The organism is Liquorilactobacillus oeni DSM 19972 (genome assembly GCF_001436275.1).
GTDB classification, from domain to species: Bacteria; Bacillota; Bacilli; order Lactobacillales; family Lactobacillaceae; genus Liquorilactobacillus; species Liquorilactobacillus oeni.
Genome location: NZ_AZEH01000039.1, coordinates 742,017 through 760,987 on the forward strand (window position 1 = coordinate 742,017; position 18,971 = coordinate 760,987).

General features: G+C 37.7%; 18 protein-coding genes. 4 read left to right on the forward strand and 14 right to left on the reverse strand.

Annotation, left to right across the window (positions count from 1 at the left end; all coding sequences use genetic code 11):
• Positions 1 to 102: 102 nt before the first annotated feature.
• Complete coding sequence (gene nrdG, locus FD46_RS08630; RefSeq protein WP_057896748.1) at positions 103 to 687, reverse strand: anaerobic ribonucleoside-triphosphate reductase activating protein; 585 nt, start codon at positions 685 to 687, stop codon at positions 103 to 105.
• The gene (nrdD, locus tag FD46_RS08635; RefSeq protein WP_420805345.1) at positions 680 to 2,842 is read right to left on the reverse strand and encodes an anaerobic ribonucleoside-triphosphate reductase; all 2,163 of its coding nucleotides are present in this window, start codon (positions 2,840 to 2,842) and stop codon (positions 680 to 682) included. The genes nrdG and nrdD overlap by 8 nt, the downstream gene beginning before the upstream one ends.
• Positions 2,843 to 3,044: 202 nt before the next feature.
• Here nrdD and FD46_RS08640 point away from each other — a divergent pair, with 202 nt between their 5' ends.
• Complete coding sequence (locus FD46_RS08640; RefSeq protein WP_057896749.1) at positions 3,045 to 3,608, forward strand: TIGR01440 family protein; 564 nt, start codon at positions 3,045 to 3,047, stop codon at positions 3,606 to 3,608.
• A 161-nt stretch (positions 3,609 to 3,769) separates the two neighbouring features.
• Here the strand turns inward: FD46_RS08640 and tsaE are convergent, their stop codons facing one another.
• The 3 genes from tsaE to FD46_RS08655 are packed head-to-tail and all read right to left on the reverse strand — an operon-like array spanning position 3,770 to position 5,951.
• Positions 3,770 to 4,234 carry a tRNA (adenosine(37)-N6)-threonylcarbamoyltransferase complex ATPase subunit type 1 TsaE gene (tsaE, locus tag FD46_RS08645; protein WP_057896750.1) on the reverse strand — a complete coding sequence of 155 codons (465 nt, stop codon included), beginning with the start codon at positions 4,232 to 4,234 and terminating at the stop codon, positions 3,770 to 3,772.
• Positions 4,235 to 4,254: 20 nt separating this feature from the next.
• Entirely contained in the window at positions 4,255 to 5,235 is a 981-nt protein-coding gene (gene pta, locus FD46_RS08650; RefSeq protein ID WP_057896751.1) for a phosphate acetyltransferase, read from the reverse strand.
• A 20-nt stretch (positions 5,236 to 5,255) separates the two neighbouring features.
• Positions 5,256 to 5,951 carry a uracil-DNA glycosylase gene (locus tag FD46_RS08655; RefSeq protein ID WP_057896752.1) on the reverse strand — a complete coding sequence of 232 codons (696 nt, stop codon included), beginning with the start codon at positions 5,949 to 5,951 and terminating at the stop codon, positions 5,256 to 5,258.
• A gap of 162 nt (positions 5,952 to 6,113) precedes the next feature.
• On the opposite strand from FD46_RS08655, the gene FD46_RS08660 reads away from it, so the two are divergent.
• The 3 genes from FD46_RS08660 to FD46_RS08670 are packed head-to-tail and all read left to right on the forward strand — an operon-like array spanning position 6,114 to position 8,112.
• Positions 6,114 to 6,980 carry a Cof-type HAD-IIB family hydrolase gene (locus FD46_RS08660; RefSeq protein WP_057896753.1) on the forward strand — a complete coding sequence of 289 codons (867 nt, stop codon included), beginning with the start codon at positions 6,114 to 6,116 and terminating at the stop codon, positions 6,978 to 6,980.
• Between the two features lie 31 nt (positions 6,981 to 7,011).
• On the forward strand, positions 7,012 to 7,527 hold the full coding sequence (locus tag FD46_RS08665) for an LURP-one-related/scramblase family protein (RefSeq protein ID WP_057896754.1): 516 nt from the start codon (positions 7,012 to 7,014) through the stop codon (positions 7,525 to 7,527).
• A gap of 21 nt (positions 7,528 to 7,548) precedes the next feature.
• Positions 7,549 to 8,112 carry a GNAT family N-acetyltransferase gene (locus tag FD46_RS08670; RefSeq protein ID WP_057896755.1) on the forward strand — a complete coding sequence of 188 codons (564 nt, stop codon included), beginning with the start codon at positions 7,549 to 7,551 and terminating at the stop codon, positions 8,110 to 8,112.
• 184 nt (positions 8,113 to 8,296) lie between these two features.
• On the opposite strand, the gene smpB is transcribed toward FD46_RS08670, so the two are convergent.
• The 9 genes from smpB to rpoN all read right to left on the reverse strand — a co-directional run bounded on the left by smpB (position 8,297) and on the right by rpoN (position 18,910).
• The gene (smpB, locus tag FD46_RS08675) at positions 8,297 to 8,767 is read right to left on the reverse strand and encodes an SsrA-binding protein SmpB (RefSeq protein WP_057896756.1); all 471 of its coding nucleotides are present in this window, start codon (positions 8,765 to 8,767) and stop codon (positions 8,297 to 8,299) included.
• Between the two features lie 24 nt (positions 8,768 to 8,791).
• Positions 8,792 to 11,134 (reverse strand): ribonuclease R, encoded by a 2,343-nt coding sequence (rnr, locus tag FD46_RS08680; RefSeq protein WP_057896757.1) that lies wholly within the window; start codon positions 11,132 to 11,134, stop codon positions 8,792 to 8,794.
• Positions 11,135 to 11,232: 98 nt separating this feature from the next.
• Positions 11,233 to 11,469, reverse strand: coding sequence for a preprotein translocase subunit SecG (gene secG / locus FD46_RS08685; RefSeq protein WP_057896758.1), 237 nt, complete (start codon positions 11,467 to 11,469; stop codon positions 11,233 to 11,235).
• Positions 11,470 to 11,652: 183 nt separating this feature from the next.
• Positions 11,653 to 12,978: a phosphopyruvate hydratase gene (eno, locus tag FD46_RS08690; protein ID WP_057896759.1), complete on the reverse strand. Its 1,326-nt coding sequence runs from the start codon at positions 12,976 to 12,978 to the stop codon at positions 11,653 to 11,655.
• Between the two features lie 99 nt (positions 12,979 to 13,077).
• Complete coding sequence (tpiA, locus tag FD46_RS08695) at positions 13,078 to 13,833, reverse strand: triose-phosphate isomerase (protein ID WP_057896760.1); 756 nt, start codon at positions 13,831 to 13,833, stop codon at positions 13,078 to 13,080.
• Between the two features lie 46 nt (positions 13,834 to 13,879).
• Entirely contained in the window at positions 13,880 to 15,070 is a 1,191-nt protein-coding gene (locus FD46_RS08700; protein WP_057896761.1) for a phosphoglycerate kinase, read from the reverse strand.
• Between the two features lie 103 nt (positions 15,071 to 15,173).
• Positions 15,174 to 16,187, reverse strand: a complete 1,014-nt coding sequence (gene gap / locus FD46_RS08705) for a type I glyceraldehyde-3-phosphate dehydrogenase (RefSeq protein WP_057896762.1) — start codon at positions 16,185 to 16,187, stop codon at positions 15,174 to 15,176.
• Between the two features lie 58 nt (positions 16,188 to 16,245).
• Complete coding sequence (locus FD46_RS08710; RefSeq protein WP_057896879.1) at positions 16,246 to 17,274, reverse strand: sugar-binding transcriptional regulator; 1,029 nt, start codon at positions 17,272 to 17,274, stop codon at positions 16,246 to 16,248.
• Between the two features lie 313 nt (positions 17,275 to 17,587).
• Positions 17,588 to 18,910, reverse strand: a complete 1,323-nt coding sequence (gene rpoN, locus FD46_RS08715; RefSeq protein ID WP_083479407.1) for an RNA polymerase factor sigma-54 — start codon at positions 18,908 to 18,910, stop codon at positions 17,588 to 17,590.
• Positions 18,911 to 18,971 lie beyond the last annotated feature (61 nt).

Sequence of the window (18,971 nt, forward strand, 5' to 3'; positions counted from 1 at the left end):
TTTTTTGAATCGTATTATTAACCTTAACGTTTCTGCCCTCTTTAAAGTAGTTCTTTATACATCAAAAAAATTTCAATTTCTAATGCACTTACTACGTTCTTTTTATCTTATTAATTTGTCCCATAAAACTACCCTTTTAGCTGTTAAAGATTCTTGTACGTCTATTATCCTCTGATTTGAACTGCCTCGAAATTGCAGTGTCAAATCCTTCTTTGGCAATTCAAAGCGACCATCAACTAAAATGTCAATCAAAGATAACAGTTCAAGTTTATCCTTAGAATCAGCTAACAATTCATCCCAGCGATATCCTGTCCATGACCAGACATCCCTCGTATGTCCGTATTCTTGACGCAACCGTTTGACTATTCGTATACATACTTGTGTGTTTAAAAACGGCTCTCCTCCTAGAAGGGTCAGTCCTTGACAATAATCAGCTCCCAAATCTTCAATAATCAAATCCTCAAGTTCTTGAGTATAAGGTGTTCCATAGTGAAAATTTTGTGCAACTTTATTATAACATCCTGGACAGGCAAATTTACAGCCGCTCACATACAAGCTGCAGCGAACTCCTTCTCCGTCTACAAAGTTAAAAGGCTTGTAATCAGCAATATACTGCTGACTCAAATCTCTTGCTAACCATTCTTTAGGCTTAGGATTACGTGGTTTACGAATTGTTTTATCATTCATTTTTATTCGCCCCGTTAAATAGGTTTTTCCTGCGTGAAGCAATTTCTACATGTCTTCCATGAACCATTGGACGCTGCAGCGGATTTCCTAAATAACCACAGGTTCTCTTTACACAATCACAAGTTTTAGGGTCATGATTACCACAAGTAGGGCACTCAAAACCACGGGCCGTCGCTTTAAATTCTCCTTCAAAACCGCATTTAAAACAATGGTCTATTGGTGTGTTGGTACCTAGATACCCCACCTTGTCATATGCCCAATCCCACACTGTTTCAAGCGCCTTGGGATTCTGTTTTAAATTAGGATATTCACAATAATGGATAAAACCGCCAGAAGCATATTTAGGATAATCTTTTTCAAAATTCAGCTTTTCAAAAGGAGAAGGATGCTTCCGCACATCATAGTGAAAACTATTAGTATAGTAATCTTTTGCTGTAATATCTTTGATATTTCCAAAACGAGCAGTATCTAATACACAAAAACGATCAGTTAAAGATTCACTCGGAGTTGAATATAAACTGAAATGATAATCATAATCATCCGACCATTCAACACATTTTTCTTTCATTCTTTTAACAATTTCCAGTGTAAAATCATGAGCCTCTTCACTGGCCTCCCATTCAGGTCCATAAAAAACTGTTCCAACTTCATAAAGACCAATGTATCCTAGGGAAACTGTGGCTCTTCTATGCCTGAACAATTCATCGACACTGTCACCTGGCTTAAGCCTTTTTCCAAAGGCACCATAACGGTAAAGAATTGGCGCATTTTCTGGTGTAGCCTGTTTAACTCGTTCCACCTTGAAAACAAGCGCCTTTTTACAAAGATCCATTTTTTCTTCAAAGATTTCCCAAAAGAGTTGTTTATCTTTCCCAGACTCCAGTGCAATTCGCGGTAAATTAACTGTAACGACTCCTAAATTCATACGTCCCGAGTTAACTTCATTACCATTTTTATCTTTCCAACCTTGTAAAAAGCTGCGACAACCCATTGGTACTTTAAAACTACCGGTAATTTTTTTGATTTTATCGTACATTAAAACATCCGGATACATTCGCTTAGTTGCACATTCAACTGCTAATTCCTTAATATCATAGTTTGGGTCACCAAATTTTAAATTTAAGTCCTTTTTTAAGGTAAAGACCAATTTAGGAAAAATTGCAGTTCTTTTTTCTGCACCTAAGCCTGCAATTCTAACCCTAAGAATTGCTTTTTGAATTTCACGCTCGATCCAAGAAGTTCCCAAACCAAATCCTAATGTTGTAAACGGAGTTTGCCCTTGAGATGAAAAAAGCGTGTTGATTTCATATTCTAAGCCTTGCATTGCATCATAAATATCTTTTTTGGTTCTTTTTTTTGAGAATTCCGCACGTTTTTTTTCATCTGGAATGTATTCGGCCGATGCTGCCATGTGCTTATGGTAATTACGCAGTGCAAAAGGAGCCAACAGCTCATCAACACGGTCAGCAGAACAACCGCCATATTGGCTAGAAGCAACGTTAGCAATGATCTGTGCCATCTGTGCAGTCGCAGTTTGAATAGAATGCGGACTTTCAACCTCAGCATTTCCTATTTTAAAACCGTTAGTCAGCATTTCTTTAAAATCAATCAAACAGCAATTCGTCATTGGACTCCAAGGAGTATAATCAAGATCATGGTAATGAATATCCCCGCGTAAATGCGCTTTGGCAATATATTCAGGCATCATTCTTAGTCCAAGAGTTTTCCCAACAGCCCCAGCAGTCAAATCACGTTGGGTATTAAAAACGTTGCTGTCTTTATTTGCATTTTCATGTACTAAGCTAGGATCTTTAGTCTGAAGCCTGTTTAGCCTTTCTTCAGGATCTGTGTCTTTTTCCCATTTTTTTTCATTTTCCTTATAAATTTGCAAATACTTGATTGCTTCTTTATTACAACCGAACTGATTCAAAGTAACGATAACCGCACGATGAACGTCTTGGGCATTAACTGTATCTTTTTCCTGCAACATTTTAATAATAGTTTCAGTAATTTTGTTTGCTTTTTTCCCTAGCGCCATTTTTTTCAAAATAAGCTGTAGTTTATAAAGTCTAAAGGTAACCTTATTGCCGCCTCGTTTGATAAAAACAGCCGGAGTCTTTAATTTTTTTTCGTTCATTATCTGTGTCATTGCCATTGGCTGTCCCCTATTCGTCATTAATTATATATATTGTATGCTTAAATGCGTTTAAATACAACAGATAGTATATCTGTATAAAAAAAACACAATATGTTGTGTAAAACCTTCTTATTTAAAATTAAATAAATAGCTTAATTGCGCAATTTCCGCGTAGCGTTATAATACATTTAATAAGTTTTTTAAAAAAGGAGAAAACAAAATGGCAACAGACTTAGATGTGATCACAAAGAAAATTCAAACTGCTTTAGATGAACTGCTCGCAGTTGCAGGGTTAAACGAAGGAGATCTTTTCGTTTTGGGATGCAGCACAAGTGAAATTCAGGGTGATAAAATCGGTAAAAACTCTAATCTTGACATTGGCCGAGTTGTAGTTCGAACAATCCTTAAAAAATTGAAACCGTTAAAAATTAATTTAGCAGTCCAGGGATGTGAACATTTAAATCGCGCTTTGGTAGTTGAAAAAGAAGTTGCTAAAAAATTGGGCTTTGAAATAGTTACCGTCTTTCCTTCACTGCATGCTGGCGGTGCTAGTCAAGTTGCAGCCTTTGAATGCTTCCAAGAACCTGTTGAAGTTGAACATATTGTTGCACAAGCAGGGATGGATGTTGGAGATACCTCTATTGGAATGCATGTTAAATTTGTACAAATTCCTGTCAGAACTAGTATCACAGAAATTGGCGCAGCACATACTACCTATCTCAAAAGCAGACCAAAGTTAATCGGCGGTCAACGTGCAAAATACGAATGGATAGATCCAAAATAAAATTTAGTATAATTTTCTAATAACAAGCTATAAATATCTAACATAATAGTTAAAAAGGAGTTTAAAAAATAACTGAGAGGCTCAAAACTGTTTTTGAGCCTCTCAGTTATTTTTATAGACATCATAAAACAACAGTTATCATTATCTTTTCAAATATTTTCTTAAATTAGCTTCACCAGTTGTTTAAGTTCCCTTTGAAAGTGTGCACTGTTTTCTGTAAACTCAAGCACACGCTGTCTATCATTATCTGGAACTTTCTTAATAAGTATCGTCATTACCTCGTCAGGGAGATCCTCTTCCACAAACTGAGGCCATTCTACCACACTGACTCCATTACCATTAAAATATTCTTCCAAACCAAGTTCAGCGCCACCAACGCCTTCAAGACGATAAACATCCATGTGATAAAGAGGCATTCTTCCTTGATGATATTCTTTTATCAAATTAAAAGTCGGGCTCTTAACATTTGCATGGATACCTAACCCGGTCGCAAGTCCTTTGGTAAAAGTTGTTTTTCCCGCTCCAAGATCACCCTTTAAAAGGATAACGTCTCCTGGTGACACACATTGTGCAAAAAGTCTAGCTATCTTTTCAGTTTCAGCTGGATCATTAACCGTAAATTCCACAAAGTCACCCTTTCAATTTTCTACTTGACAGCTGCTTGCAACGCTGTAATTATAGCAACTTTATAGACATCTGCTTCGCTAGCTCCACGTGAAAGATCAGAAATGGGTTTGTTCAGGCCCTGCAAAATGGGTCCGATCGCTTCGAAGCCGCCAAAACGCTGAGCAATTTTATAACCAATGTTCCCTGATTGCAACTCTGGAAAAATAAAGACATTTGCTTGTCCAGCAACTTTTGAATCTGGAGCTTTTTTCTGTGCAACAGTAGGAACAAATGCAGCATCGAACTGCAACTCGCCATCAATTTTTTCTTTTGGTGCGATTTTTTTTGCTATTTTGGCTGCATCTGCAACTTTAGAAACTACTTCTGCTCTTGCTGAACCTTTAGTTGAAAAACTAAGCAGAGCAATCTTAGGATCAATATCGAAAATACGAGCAGTTTTTGCACTTTCCACAGCGATTTCAGCTAGTTCGCTTGCACTCGGATCAATATTAATTGCACAATCAGCAAAAAGATAACGTTCATCTTCTTTAACCATAATAAAAGCACCGCTTGTTCTTGAAACGCCCGGCCGTGTTTTTATAATTTGGAGAGCCGGTCTAACCGTATCTCCCGTGGGATGAACTGCGCCAGAAACCAAACCGTCTGCAAGCCCTGCATAAACCAGCATTGTTCCAAAATAGTTGACATCTTTCAACATTTGACGTGCTTGTTCCTCAGTATTCTTGCCTTTACGACGTTCAACAAACAACTGAACTAACTTATCGAATTCGGCAGGCGCAAAATTTTGCGGATCAATTACTTCAAAATTAGCTGGAAACTCCCCTTTAATATCTGCGATTTTTTTTATTTCGGCATCTTTACCAAGCACCAACGGTTTGATTAAACCGTCTTTTGCAAGACGAAGCGCTGCTTTTACAACTCGTTCATCATTTCCTTCTGGAAAAACAATTTTCTTTCCTGTTCCTTTGACCTTAGTTATCAAGTTTTCAAATAAATCCATTTTTGCAGCCTCCATTATCCTTAAGTATTTTTATCAGCAACATGTTCAGGCAACTGCCAGTCAATTGGGGTCTCACCCATTGCTTCAAGAGCAGCGTTAGCTTTTGAAAATGGACGCGAACCGAAAAAACCACGATTGGCAGATAAAGGGCTCGGGTGGGCAGAGCTTAAAATAATATTTCTTTTAGTATCAATCATTTTCACTTTTTCGCGCGCAGAACGCCCCCACAATATAAAGACGACTGGACGAGGCCTCTCAGAAAGACTCTGAATTGCTTTATCTGTAAGCTGCTCCCATCCCTTCCCACGATGTGAAAAAGCTTGTCCGTTTCTGACAGTTAAAACCGTGTTAAGCAACAATACTCCCTGTTTTGCCCACTTTTCCAAATAACCATGCGTTACTGGCTTTATCCCTAAATCAGTCTGCAATTCCTTGTAAATATTAACTAATGATGGCGGCAATTTGACCCCTGGCAAAACAGAAAAGCTACATCCATGAGCTTGGTGAGGCCCATGGTACGGATCTTGCCCTAAGATACAGACCTTGACTTCCGAAAAAGGGGTCCATTCAAATGCTTGAAAAATGTGATACATATCTGGATAAACTTTCGTTGTTGCATATTCTCTTTTAAGAAACGAATGCAATTTTTTATAATATTCTTTTTCAAATTCTGGTCCTAAAACATTTTGCCAGTCATTATGAATAAGCGTTTTCATTTACGACACCTCGACTGTATTCTACCATAACTCGTATCTTTTTTTCGGATTTTTAACACAATTTCCTTTCAATTTTATAAACAAAACGCTACCACTAAAAAAATATTTTTTTTCATGGTAAGATGGAAGTAAATCTAAGTAAAAATGAAGGAGCCCAACATCATGATACAAATTATCGCATCAGATATGGATGGAACACTACTTAACGATCACATGGTTATTTCCAAAGAAAATGCTTCCGCTATTAAAAAAGCCCAAGCAGCTGGTATCAAGTTTGTCGTTTCGACCGGACGCGGGTATACCGAGGTCAAACCATTGGTAAAAGAAGCAGGTTTCAATTGTCCGATGATCACTCTAAATGGCGCTCAGGTTTTTGATGAAGCTGGAAAACTGATAACATCTGCCCCCTTGCATGATCAGCTTACGAGTAAGATAATTCATTTTCTTAAAAAACAGAAGTTGTATTTTGAAATCGTAGCTTCAAAGGGAATTTATTCTGATAACAAAGCTAAACGAATTGAAAACTTCGCTGAACTTTTAACTCGGGTCAGCCCTGATACTCCTTATAAACTAGCAGTAATAATGGCGTCTGCTCGACTTGAATTAATGAACATCAACTATATTGAGGATTATAACGAATTAGTTGAAGACAAGCATACAAGTATTTTCAAAATCGTGACCTTCAGTAATGAAGGTCACAAAGTATTAGACCCTATTAGAAAAGAATTGGAACAATTCAAGTCTATTATCGTTACTTCTTCTTCAAGTTCTAATATTGAAATCAATCATGTTAACGCACAAAAAGGCGCAGCATTACAGGCCTACGCAGATAACTTAAATGTTCCTTTAGATAACGTCATGGCAATCGGTGATAATAATAATGATCTTTCTATGTTAAGAATTGCTGGTGTTAGTTACGCCATGGGAAATGCGATTACGGAAGTTAAACAAGTAGCCAAACGTTTAACAAGTTCCAATACAGAAAACGGTGTTGGTCATGCCATAGATGAGGTTTTAAAAGAGGAATAATTAAGTTTTATAAAAAGGAGGAGGTGGTGGCTTGCGTAAATTATATGCACATAAATATCGACTTGGCACACAGGGAGCAACTAAGATTACCAATGAGCTGCAGCAAAATGTTTATTTAATTGTAGGAAAGTGGGGACGGCATCAAGATTCATTGTCTGTGTATGCAATCTCTGGAAAATTGCTTGCAGAAATTAAACAACGCGGTTTAGGTATTTTCCCTTCTTTTGAGCTTTTTTCACAAAATATTCATGTTGGTTCTTTGCGCCGCTACCACCTTGGAAAAAAAGACATTTTACTTATTAAGGGATTAAATTGGGTCGTTGTGGGAAATCTTTCTACTTCTCGCTATACTGTATATAGTGGGAAAAAACGTATTATGTCTCTAAAAGAAGTTGCACTTCCTGCGGGCAATTACTTGGAACTTACCGTTAAAAACAAAGAAGATGAAGCATTGTGTATCTGTATTGTCGCTATTCTGGATTATTTTGCTCATTCTTCTAAGAAAAAAAAATTCTCTTTCTTTGTACCACGAACAAAATTTGATTAAGCCAAGAAAGGAACATCTCTCGTGATCAGACAAGCAACGAAAGAAGATGCAGCTGAAATAGTCCCATTATTCAATATTATTTTAGAGGAAATGGAATTACCGGCTTTAAAAACACTTTCGCGCACTAAACTAGACCTTGCTCTAAAATATGCATTTGCTTCTTCCGTATGTAGAACCGACTTTGCAAAAACAATTGTTGCAGAAGTTAAAGGAAAAATCGCTGGTTTTGCATTCGGTTATCCAAACGAACATGAAAAAAAGATTAATCAAGAACTCGTTAAATTTTTTCCAAAAGTTGGTTTCTCCCCAGAAACACAACTCTTTGAAGATGACGAATGCTTTAAAGGAGAATGGTACCTCGATTCAATTGCTGTTAACCCTTCTTTTCAAAGAAAGGGAATTGGAACACAGTTGTTAAATGCTCTTCCTAAGATTGCCAAAAGTAATAACAAATCTTGTATTGGTTTGAATGTCGATTGGGAAAATCCAGCGGCTGAAAAATTATACCGACAATTAGGCTTTAAAAAAGTGGGAATGACAACTCTTAGTCAGCATAAATACAATCACTTGCAAAAGCTGATTTAATCTTTTCATTAAAAATGCCAAATATCTATTTTATAAAAAGGGCTCTTGGAGCTCTTTTTTAGTACTTAACTATAAAACTGTTATCTTAAAACTTTTGAGAGTACAAAAAAACAGCCGGTTTTTTGCCGCTGCTTTTTAAAGATTATGAAAAAAGAACTTACGCTTTCGTAAAAAGCTACTTTTACTAACTAAAATTTTTAAGTGTTCGTTGGATCTGTCGTTCTTGATCCTTGCGCTTAATAGATTCACGTTTATCGTAAGCACGTTTCCCCTTTCCAACCCCTAATAATATCTTTGCAAATCCATTCTTTAAATATACTTTTAAAGGGACCAAAGTAATTCCTTTATCACTAACTTGTTTTGTTAATTGCAAAATTTCCTTTTTATGCAATAATAACTTACGCTTTCGTAAAGGATCGTGGTTGAATTGGTTCCCTTGGTCATAAGGAGAAATATGAACATTCATTAACCAGACTTCTCCGTTTCTAACTTGTGCAAAACCATCTTTTAAGTTAATTCTACGTGCCCTGATTGATTTAATCTCAGTTCCTGTTAAGACAACTCCAGCTTCAAAAGTTGTAATGATCGCGTAATCATGCCTTGCCTTTTTATTTTGGGCAAGCGGCTGATCATGCTGCTTTTTTCCCTTTGCCATCTTTAACCACCTCCTATTCAAGGATTACCGATGGTTTTTGAATTTTTCTTTAAAAGGACGATAACCTCTATTTTGATTTTTCTTATAAGAAGAATCTTTCTTTTTACTGTCAAAATGGCGGCCATTCTTTTGTCTGTCATTTCCACGACCATGCGATTTAAAACCGCTCTTTGCAAGTAAATCAGTCTTAGGTGTATTTTCCGGATGCAGCAACGTAAAATTAATTTCTTTTTGAGCAACATCGACATTGATAACCTTTATCCTAATAGGTTGCCCAATGCGATAGGTTCTCTTAGTACGTTTACCGACCAGTGCCATCTGTTTTTCAAGATATTCATAGTAGTCATCTTTCATTTCGCTAATATGAATCAAGCCCTCCACCGTATTAGGAAGTGCTACGAACATTCCAAATTTAGTTACCGAACTTACAACAGCATCGAATTCTTCTCCAATATGATCAGCCATATACTCTGCTTTTTTCATCGCATCTGTGTCACGTTCTGCATCAATCGCTCGTCTTTCCATCTGTGAACTATGCAAAGCAATTTCAGGAATTTCATCTTTAAATTTTTCTTTTGTCTTTTCGTTAATTCCATTTTTTTCATAGAAACGTATTAATCTATGCACCAATAAATCCGGATAGCGTCTAATAGGAGAAGTAAAATGAGTATAGTCTTCAGCACCTAATCCAAAATGCCCTAATGGTTGATCCGCGTACTTAGCCTGTTGCATAGACCGCAGCAACATTGTTGAAACCATAGCTTCTTCAGGCTTACCAGCAACTTTTTTCAAAATGTTCTGAAGCATTTTAGGTTTAACATCATGACTACTGCCGGTAACTTGAATTCCTAGGCTCGAAAGTGCTTCAAAAAAATTCAAAATTTTTTCCGCCTTGGGAGTTTCATGAATTCTATAGATAAAAGGAACTTTGGCATGATTAAAGTGGGCAGCTATAGTTTCATTTGCTGCTAGCATGAAAGATTCAATTAGCCTTTCACCAGTTCCACGTTCCCGAAGCTGAATGTCTGTCGGGTGTCCTTTTTCATCAACAATTATTTTTGCTTCAGTATCTTCAAATTCAATTGCGCCTCTGCGCTTACGCATTTTTAGCAAAATCTTATGCAATTCACCCATTGTCTCAAACATCGGGACCAAATTCTGATATCTCTTTATAGTCTTTTCATCATGGGATTCTAAAATCTTGTTAACAGCAACATAAGTCATTCTTTCAGTCGACTTGATCACACTTGGAAAAATGCGATGGTTCACAACGTTTCCTTCAGAATCAATTTCCATTTCACAGCTCATTGCCAAACGTTCAACTTTTGGATTTAATGAGCAAATTCCATTAGACAATTTATGCGGAAGCATAGGTATCACACGATCAGTCAGATAAACAGATGTCCCCCGTTCATATGCTTCGCGATCCAAAGCTGTTCCTGGAGTCACATAGTGTGAAACGTCAGCAATATGGACTCCAAGATGATAATTTCCATTATCAAGTTTCCAAGCATTTACAGCATCATCAAGATCCTTAGATTCAATACTGTCAATTGTGACTAATTGTTGGTCAGTTAAATCTTTCCTGCCCTCTTTTTCAGCCGCAGTAACATGGTCAGAAACATTTTCAGCCTCTTCCATTACATCATTTGGAAATGAAGTTGGAATATTATGCTGGTACACAATCTGCAAAATATCAACTCCAGGATCATTTACATTCCCAATTACCTTTTTGGCAACGCCCTTTAAGATTCCAGGAAGATGCGGATTTGGATAAGCGGTGATGTCTGCTAGAATTACTTCCCCAGGTACGGGGTTCAGGCCCTTATCCTCTACTAAAAAAGTATAGTGAGACAACTTACGGTCCTTAATGACTACAGTCCCAATAACGCCTTCTGGATAACCTTCCTGCGGATCACTTTGAAATTCGCCAACAACCTGAGTAAGCGCATGTTCCAAAATCTTAGTAATTTTACCTTCTGGGCCTCTTCCTAGTCTTTCATCCGCTGAATGCAACATCGCAACTTCAACTTCGTCACCATTTAATGCAGACATAGTCTGCGTAGGGTTAATAAAAAAATCCGATGAATCAGCATCAACAGTTACAAAACCATAACCGCGTTCATTAGCGTGAAACTGGCCTTCAAACTTAGGCAAAGAATCATCCTTAGCAATTGTAAAAGCTCCATTTTGATTCAAAGTAATCACTTTTTGCTGTTCAAGTTGTGCCAAGGCTTGTACAATCGACTTAAACTGAACTGCACTTCTCATTCTCAAAATTTCTGCTAACTCGCGGACTGAAAAGTCACGGTCAGGTGTTTCTTTTAATATTTTTAATAATTCTTCTTTAATTTTATTATTTTCCATTTAATTCCTCATTCGATTGGTTTCCTAACAACAGCTTGGTGTTTAGCTTTTTTAAAGCAAAACCCCCTGAGTTAAAACAGGAGGCAATTACTTTTAAATCAATGCGATGAAAGATACACCAAGGCCAATGAAAGTACAAAGAAAATAACCCCTAACACAGCTGTAACTTTTTGCATGAAAGCTTCAAAACCGCGCGGTTTCTGCTTGTTAAATAGGTCAGCTGCTCCGCCAGACAGCGCAGTTGATGCGTTATCATTTTTCGCCGGTTGCATCATCACTGCAATGATAATCAAAACAGAGACGATCATCAGAACTGTCAAAAGTAAATTATACAAACTCCTACCTCCTCGTCCTCAGACAATTTACATCTATTATAATGTAGCATAAATGAAATTCTATTTCCAGTTCTATAAAATATTATAATAACACAAAATAAAAAATAGTTATAAAAAAACAGAGAATCAAAAATTGATTCTCTGTTTCCAATACATTTGAGTATTTATTTAAGCTTTTATGAATTACTTATTTTCAATTTCTTCGCGAGCTTGTTCACTCAAGTTATAGAATGACTGAATACCCTTGTATTGAGCAACAGATTTGCCCAATTGGTCTTCAATTCTCATCAATTGATTATACTTAGCAATACGATCAGTACGACTCATTGAACCAGTCTTGATTTGCCCAGCATTTGTAGCAACAACCAAATCAGCAATTGTTGTATCTTCAGTTTCGCCTGAGCGATGAGAAACGATAGCTGTGTAACCAGCTTCCTTAGCCATTTCGATTGCTTCAACAGTCTCTGTCAAAGTACCAATTTGGTTAACTTTGATAAGGATTGAGTTAGCAGCACCCATCTTAATACCCTTTTTCAGGTATTGAGTATTTGTAACAAAGAAGTCATCACCGACTAATTGAACTTTCTTGCCAAGCTTATCTGTAATAACTTTCCAGTCATCCCAGTTGTTTTCATCGATAGGATCTTCGATTGAAATAATCGGGTACTTAACAGTTAACCCTTCAAGATAGTCAATGAATTCTTCTGTTGTGAATTCTTCACCTGTTGACCAACGTAATTTGTACTTGCCAGTTTCGTTATCCCAAAGTTCTGAAGAAGCAACATCGATTGCAATTGCAACTTCTTTACCTGGTTTGTAGCCAGCAGCTTCGATTGCTTCAATCAAAAATTGTAATGGTTCTTCGTTATTTGCAAAATCAGGAGCAAATCCGCCTTCATCACCAACAGAAGTTACCTTGCCGGCATCACCCAAAAGTTTTTTCAAGTTATGGAATGTTTCTGAACCCATACGGATAGCTTCTTTAACAGAAGTTGCACCAACAGGCATGATCATAAACTCTTGGAAGTCAACCTTGTTATCTGAATGTGCACCACCATTAATGACATTCATCATAGGTGTTGGAAGAACATGTGCATTAAAACCGCCCAAATAGTTGTACAAAGGAACTTGTAATTCGTCAGCAGCAGCACGAGCAGCAGCAATTGAAACTGCTAAGATAGCATTTGCACCAAGTTTACCTTTATTCGGTGTACCGTCTAAAGCAATCATAGCCTTATCAATAGCAACTTGATCTGTTACTTCATAGCCGACGATTTCTTTTGCAATTACATCGTTAACATTAGCAACGGCCTTTGTAACACCCTTGCCCATGTAACGTGATTTGTCACCGTCACGTAATTCAACAGCTTCATGTTCACCAGTAGATGCACCTGAAGGAACAATTCCACGGCCAAAAGCACCAGCTTCTGTGTAAACTTCGGCTTCAACTGTTGGGTTACCACGTGAATCTAAGACTTCACGTGCATAGATCTCTGTAATACTAGACATAATTTACTCTCCTTTGAGTTTTTAGATTGACTTGAGTTTGACCTCAAACTTATTTTAGAGGTTTTACCGATAATTTTCAATTCTCACTTCAACAAATTTTTATTTGTTGAAGTTGACCAATTGCAGATATGATTCTGGAACTAATGAAGCTCCACCAACCAAACCACCGTCGATATTTTTCTTGGCCATTAACTCTTTAACATTTGCAGGTTTAACAGAACCACCGTACTGGATACGAACTTTGTCAGCTACAGTTTCGTCATAAAGCTTTGCGACAGTTTTACGTACAACAGCGCAAATGTCTTCAGCTTGATCCGCAGAAGCAGTCTTACCAGTTCCAATTGCCCAGATTGGTTCATAAGCAATTACAAGACTTGAAACCTGTTCACCTGTTAACCCCTTAAGAGCTGCAGTAACCTGTCCTTCAACCCAATCTTTTGCCTTGTTAGCTTCACGTGTTTCAAGTGATTCACCACAGCAAATAATTGGCAAAAGCCCGTTTTTAAAGATAGCATGTGCTTTTTTGTTGATATCTTCATCTGTTTCATGGAAATATCCTCTGCGCTCGGAATGTCCGATCACAACATAGTCAACACCCATTTCCTTAAGGACTTTAGGTGAAGTTTCACCTGTAAATGCACCATCATCTTCAAAGTAGCAATTTTCAGCAGCAACTTTAAGATTTGACCCTTTTGCATTTTCTAATAATGCTGGAAGATCAACTGCGGGAGCAGCAATTACAGATTCAACCTCTGTTGTTTCAGGAAGATCATTTTTAACAGCTTTAACAAATTCAGCAGTCTGTTCTGGATTCATGTTCATTTTCCAGTTACCTGCAATAATTGGAGTACGCACTAATATCATCCTCTCAATGGTAAACTATTTTAATTAGAGACAGTAATTATTTTTCAGAAACGGCAGCAATTCCAGGAAGGGTTTTACCTTCAAGATATTCAAGAGAAGCTCCACCACCAGTTGAAATATGAGTTAACTGATCAGCCACACCCAATTGCTGTACAGCAGCAGTGGAATCTCCACCACCTACAATTGTTGTTGCATCTTTTAAAGTACCAAGGAACTTGCCTACTTCGAGGGTTCCCTTAGCATAGTTGCTCATTTCAAAGACACCCATTGGTCCGTTCCAAACAACGGTCTTAGCATCTTTTAAAACATCTTCAAATAACGCAACTGATTTAGGCCCAATATCGAGAGCCATGTAACCATCAGGAATATCATTTTCAACTACCTTGTTAGGAACATCGTTAGCAAATTTTTCCGCTACTACTGAATCCACAGGCAAGACCAGCTTATCTCCTGCCTTTTCAATAATTTCTTTAGCAAGTTCAACCTTATCTTTTTCAACTAAAGAATTACCAATTCCAATTCCCTTTGCAGCATAGAAAGTGTAGGTCATCCCACCACCGATAATAATTTTATCAGCTTTGCCAAGAAGGTGGTCAATCACTCCAATCTTGTCGGAAACCTTTGCACCGCCAAGAATTGCGACAAATGGGTGTACCGGATTATCAACAGCATTACCCAAAAACTTGATTTCTTTTTCAAGCAAGAAGCCTGCAGCAGCTTGGTCAATGTTACTTGCAATACCAACATTCGAAGCATGTGAACGATGTGCTGTTCCAAAGGCATCGTTAACAAAAACGTCGCCTAAGGATGCCCAGTACTTGCCTAACTCAGGATCATTCCCTGATTCTTTTTTACCATCAAGATCTTCAAAACGAGTGTTTTCAACAAGAAGAATATCACCATCACTCAATTTATCGATTGCTTCTTCCAATTGTGGACCATGCGTAGCAGGTACAAAAGTAACCGGCTTCTTAATTAAATCAGCCAGACGTTCAGCAACTGGACGCAAAGAAAGTTCCTTCTTGTCCTCTTCTTTTTTTACACGACCAAGATGAGAGAATAAAATTGCCTTGCCACCATTTTCAGTCACGTACTTGATTGTTGGAAGTGCTGCGACAATTCGGTTATCATTTCCGATCACACCGTTTTTAATAGGAACATTAAAGTCTACACGAATTAGAACTTTCTTACCTTTTACATCTAAATCTGAAACAGTTAATTTAGCCATTGATGGTAAACCTCCATTTTTTAAAAATAAAAGGCGAAGAGAGTATTGCCTCCCCCCGCCTCGATGACTTACAATTGCTTATCAACTTAGCGTCAGCTAAATCTTAAAGTAAGCTAGCAAATTTTTCCAGTGTACGGATCATTTGTGCTGTAAAACCAGATTCGTTATCATACCAAGCAACAGTTTTAATAACTTGTCCTTCGCCCTTACCAACAACTTGTGTTTGTGTAGGGTCAAATACTGAACCAAATGTTGTTCCGATAACGTCTGAAGAAACGATGCCATCATTGTTGTAACCGAATGATGCGTTACCTTCTGTAACTTTCTTAACAGCTTCGTTAACTTCATCAGCAGTAACTTCTTTGTTAAGAGTTGTTACTAATTCTGTCAATGAACCTGTAATAACTGGAACACGTTGTGCATGTCCATCCAATTTGCCCTTCAATTCAGGAACAACCAAACCGATTGCTTTAGCAGCACCTGTTGAATGAGGAATTGTATTTTCTGCAGCAGCACGTGCATTACGAACGTTACCCTTACGATCTGGGCCATCTTGTAATTTCTGTGTAGCTGTATAAGCATGGATTGTTGTCATTGTACCAGCTTTGATACCGAATGCATCATTTACAGCCTTTGCTAAAGGAGCCAAGCAGTTTGTTGTACATGAAGCAGCAGAAACAATCTTGTCGTCAGCAGTAATTTCATTATCGTTAACACCGTAAACGATTGTCTTAAGGGCACCAGCAGGTGCAGAGATAAGAACCTTCTTAGCACCAGCATCGATATGTGCTGAAGCTTTTTCTTCTGAAGTATAAAAACCAGTTGATTCAAGAACTAATTCAACACCATCGTTCTTAACCCAAGGAATGTTACGTGCATCTGCTTCAGCGTATACAGGAATTTCTTTGCCGTTAACAACAAGTGCATTGTCTGTAGCAGAGATTTCAGCATCGAAGCGCCCATGAGCTGTATCGTATTTCAAAAGATGTGCCAGCATAGCTGGAGAAGTCAAATCGTTGATAGCAACAACTTCCAAACCTTCTGAAGTTTCAGCAATACGACGGAATGCTAAACGGCCAATACGGCCAAAACCATTAATACCTACTTTAGTAGTCATACTAAAATTTCCTCCTTTAGGAAATAAAAATTTATTTTAAAAAGTGTGTATTTAAACACTACTTTTTTAAAATCGAATTTGCTGCTCCAGCATCAGTTACCAAACAGGTTTGACGTGGAGCATGTTTCATATATGCTGCAATTGCTTTAGACTTTGAAAAGCCACCAGCAACTGCGATCACACATTCCATTTTAGTGAGATCCTCTAGTTGAAGTCCAATACGCGGGATCTTATACACTATTTTACCTTCTTCATCAAAGAAATAGCCAAAAGCTTCTCCAACAGCATGAGTTCTGCGTAACATTGCAATTACCTGAGCAGACATTCCTCTCCGCTCAGCCATCTCAAGCGCATCGCCTACACTGTGAATCACAGCGTCGCTATTACGAATAAGACTAATCACTTTTTGAATAGAAGGTTCTTTCAGTAAAGGCTCATACGCTTCCTCGCTCAACTGCTCAGGAACATATAATGCACGATGCTTTCCGCCAGTTCTCAGAGCCATCTTTGCACTGACGTTATTTGCCTGAATTTGCGGAGACTCACCTAGGCCACCACGAGCAGGCACAAAAAGCAACTCACGTTTTTCAGCAAGATGCGGTGTTAAACAATCAGCAACCGTTGCCATTGTTGTTCCACCCATCACTGCGATAACGTTTCTTCCTTCAGGGAGTAAAGCCTCCAGAGACTCATCGACCAGTTTACCCATAGAACCAATAACCTTCTTTTGTTCATCAGAATCACCCGCTACGATAAAGCAACGATCAATTCCTAAAAAAGAAGCAAGTTTCTTTTCCAACTGCCGTATTCCTGCCAATTGGTCCATTATTCCACGTAATCCCTGAATAACCTCTCGCCCTTTTATAGTGATGATCATACCCGAACGTGTAGTAGCAAGTAATCCTTGGCGCTTCAAAAAATCGGTTTCAGTTCTTAAAAAACGTTCCGTAAATCCAAGTTCTTGTGACAAAGTCCGTCTTCCTACAGGACCAGTCCAAAAAATATAACGCAAGATTGTATACCGTTGGGCTACTATTTCAACCATATCCGGAGCAATCTCTTCTATCCATTCAAATTCCTGGTGCATCATATTTTCCTTCCTAGCGGGTCAATTAGCGTCCAGCCGTGTCGTATAGCGACCCAGCAAACCCAAAAAAACAAAGCACAACAACAATGTATTCTCAACTGTTCTCATACCCTTACCACGCTTAGAATTATAGCAATAAATTTGTATTTGTGCAAGTCGCGGGCTTCAAGCATAAGATTAATGTTAAAGGCCTATAACATAAAAAATCAAAACGTTTTAGCACGAAATTCCGAACAATAAAAATAAAAGTTCAAGGAATTCTAATTAAGAGCGAACTTTAAGCTTTTTAACTCTGTTACTCTAAAAAATACTATTAATTTAAATATCGTTTTCTTTTTGTTGAAGATGGTAGTAAGAGCTGCTCTCGATATTTTGCAACTGTTCTACGTGAAATGTTAACGCCGTTAGCATGAAGCAAAACGGTAATCTTACTGTCAGAAAGCGGCGAACTTTTTTCCTCTGCATCTATAAATGCCTTGATCTGTGATTGAATAGCATCAGCCGACAAGTCATCTTTTTCATTACTTGCCGTCACCGGTTTCTTAAAAAAGTAGCGAAGTTCAAAAATTCCCAAATCACATTTCAGATATTTCCCATTAACAGCTCTGCTGATAGTAGACTCATGCAACTGAAGCCGGTGTGCAACATCCCGAAACAGCAGAGGCTTTAAAGAGTGATTCTTCCCTGTAAAAAAATCTTGCTGATGTTCCAAAATAACTTGCCCGACTCGTTCAATAGTTTTGCCCCTTTGTTCGAGGTCGTTTACCATTTCAAGGTATTCATTTCTTTTAAGCTGTAAAAATTTTTTCAAATCCTTATCAGGCATTTTTTCTAACTGTGCATAATATTTTTTATTGAAAAGAACCACGGGATAAGACTTCTTTGTAACAGCTAACTCAAGCTTTCCAGTTGCTTCTGCTCTTTTTATTATAAGATCTGGATAAACGTATCCGATATCATCACTTCCAAATGCTCCTCCTGGCGCTGGTGATAGTGTTTTAACATAGTCCGCCACTTCTTGAATTTTTGATAATTTAATATTGAATTCCCGGGTAATTTCATTCCATTTGTGGTTTGCAAATTTCTTAAAAGCCTTCATAATAATCTCTCTAGCCTCTGGGAGAGCTGCATCATCATTTTCAATTTGAAGTAACAAACATTCCTGCAGATTACGAGCACCAACGCCGGGTGGGTCTAACTGCTGCAGCAAGGTTAAAGCGTCTGCCAAAGTAGTTTTATCAACTTTCGTTTGTGAAATAATTTCGTCCAAATCAATAGATAAATAGCCATTAGTGTCAAGATGGTCTATCAAAAAAACAACCCAACCCCGCAATACAGTTTTTCTCATTGTCAAATGCACCTGTGATAACAAGTAATCAAAAAGTGATTGCTGTTTATGCTGGGGAGATTTCAAGGTAGTCTCTTCTGCATGGAAATCAGCAATTGTAGATTTCTCTCCATAATTTAGGCTACCTTTGATAATAATAAAAGGATTATCAAGCTGCTTTTGAGATAAAAAATTATGAAGATCTTCAATACCGTAACGCAGGACCTGCAAAGATTGTTGCATCTGTTGCGTCATTGCTAATTTTTGTACCTGCTTTTGCTCTTGTCCAAAGCCTTGTTCAAACGCCAATTTGGTTCACCTGCTTTTTTAACTTGTATAATTAGAATAATTCCGTTAAAATATAAAGAGT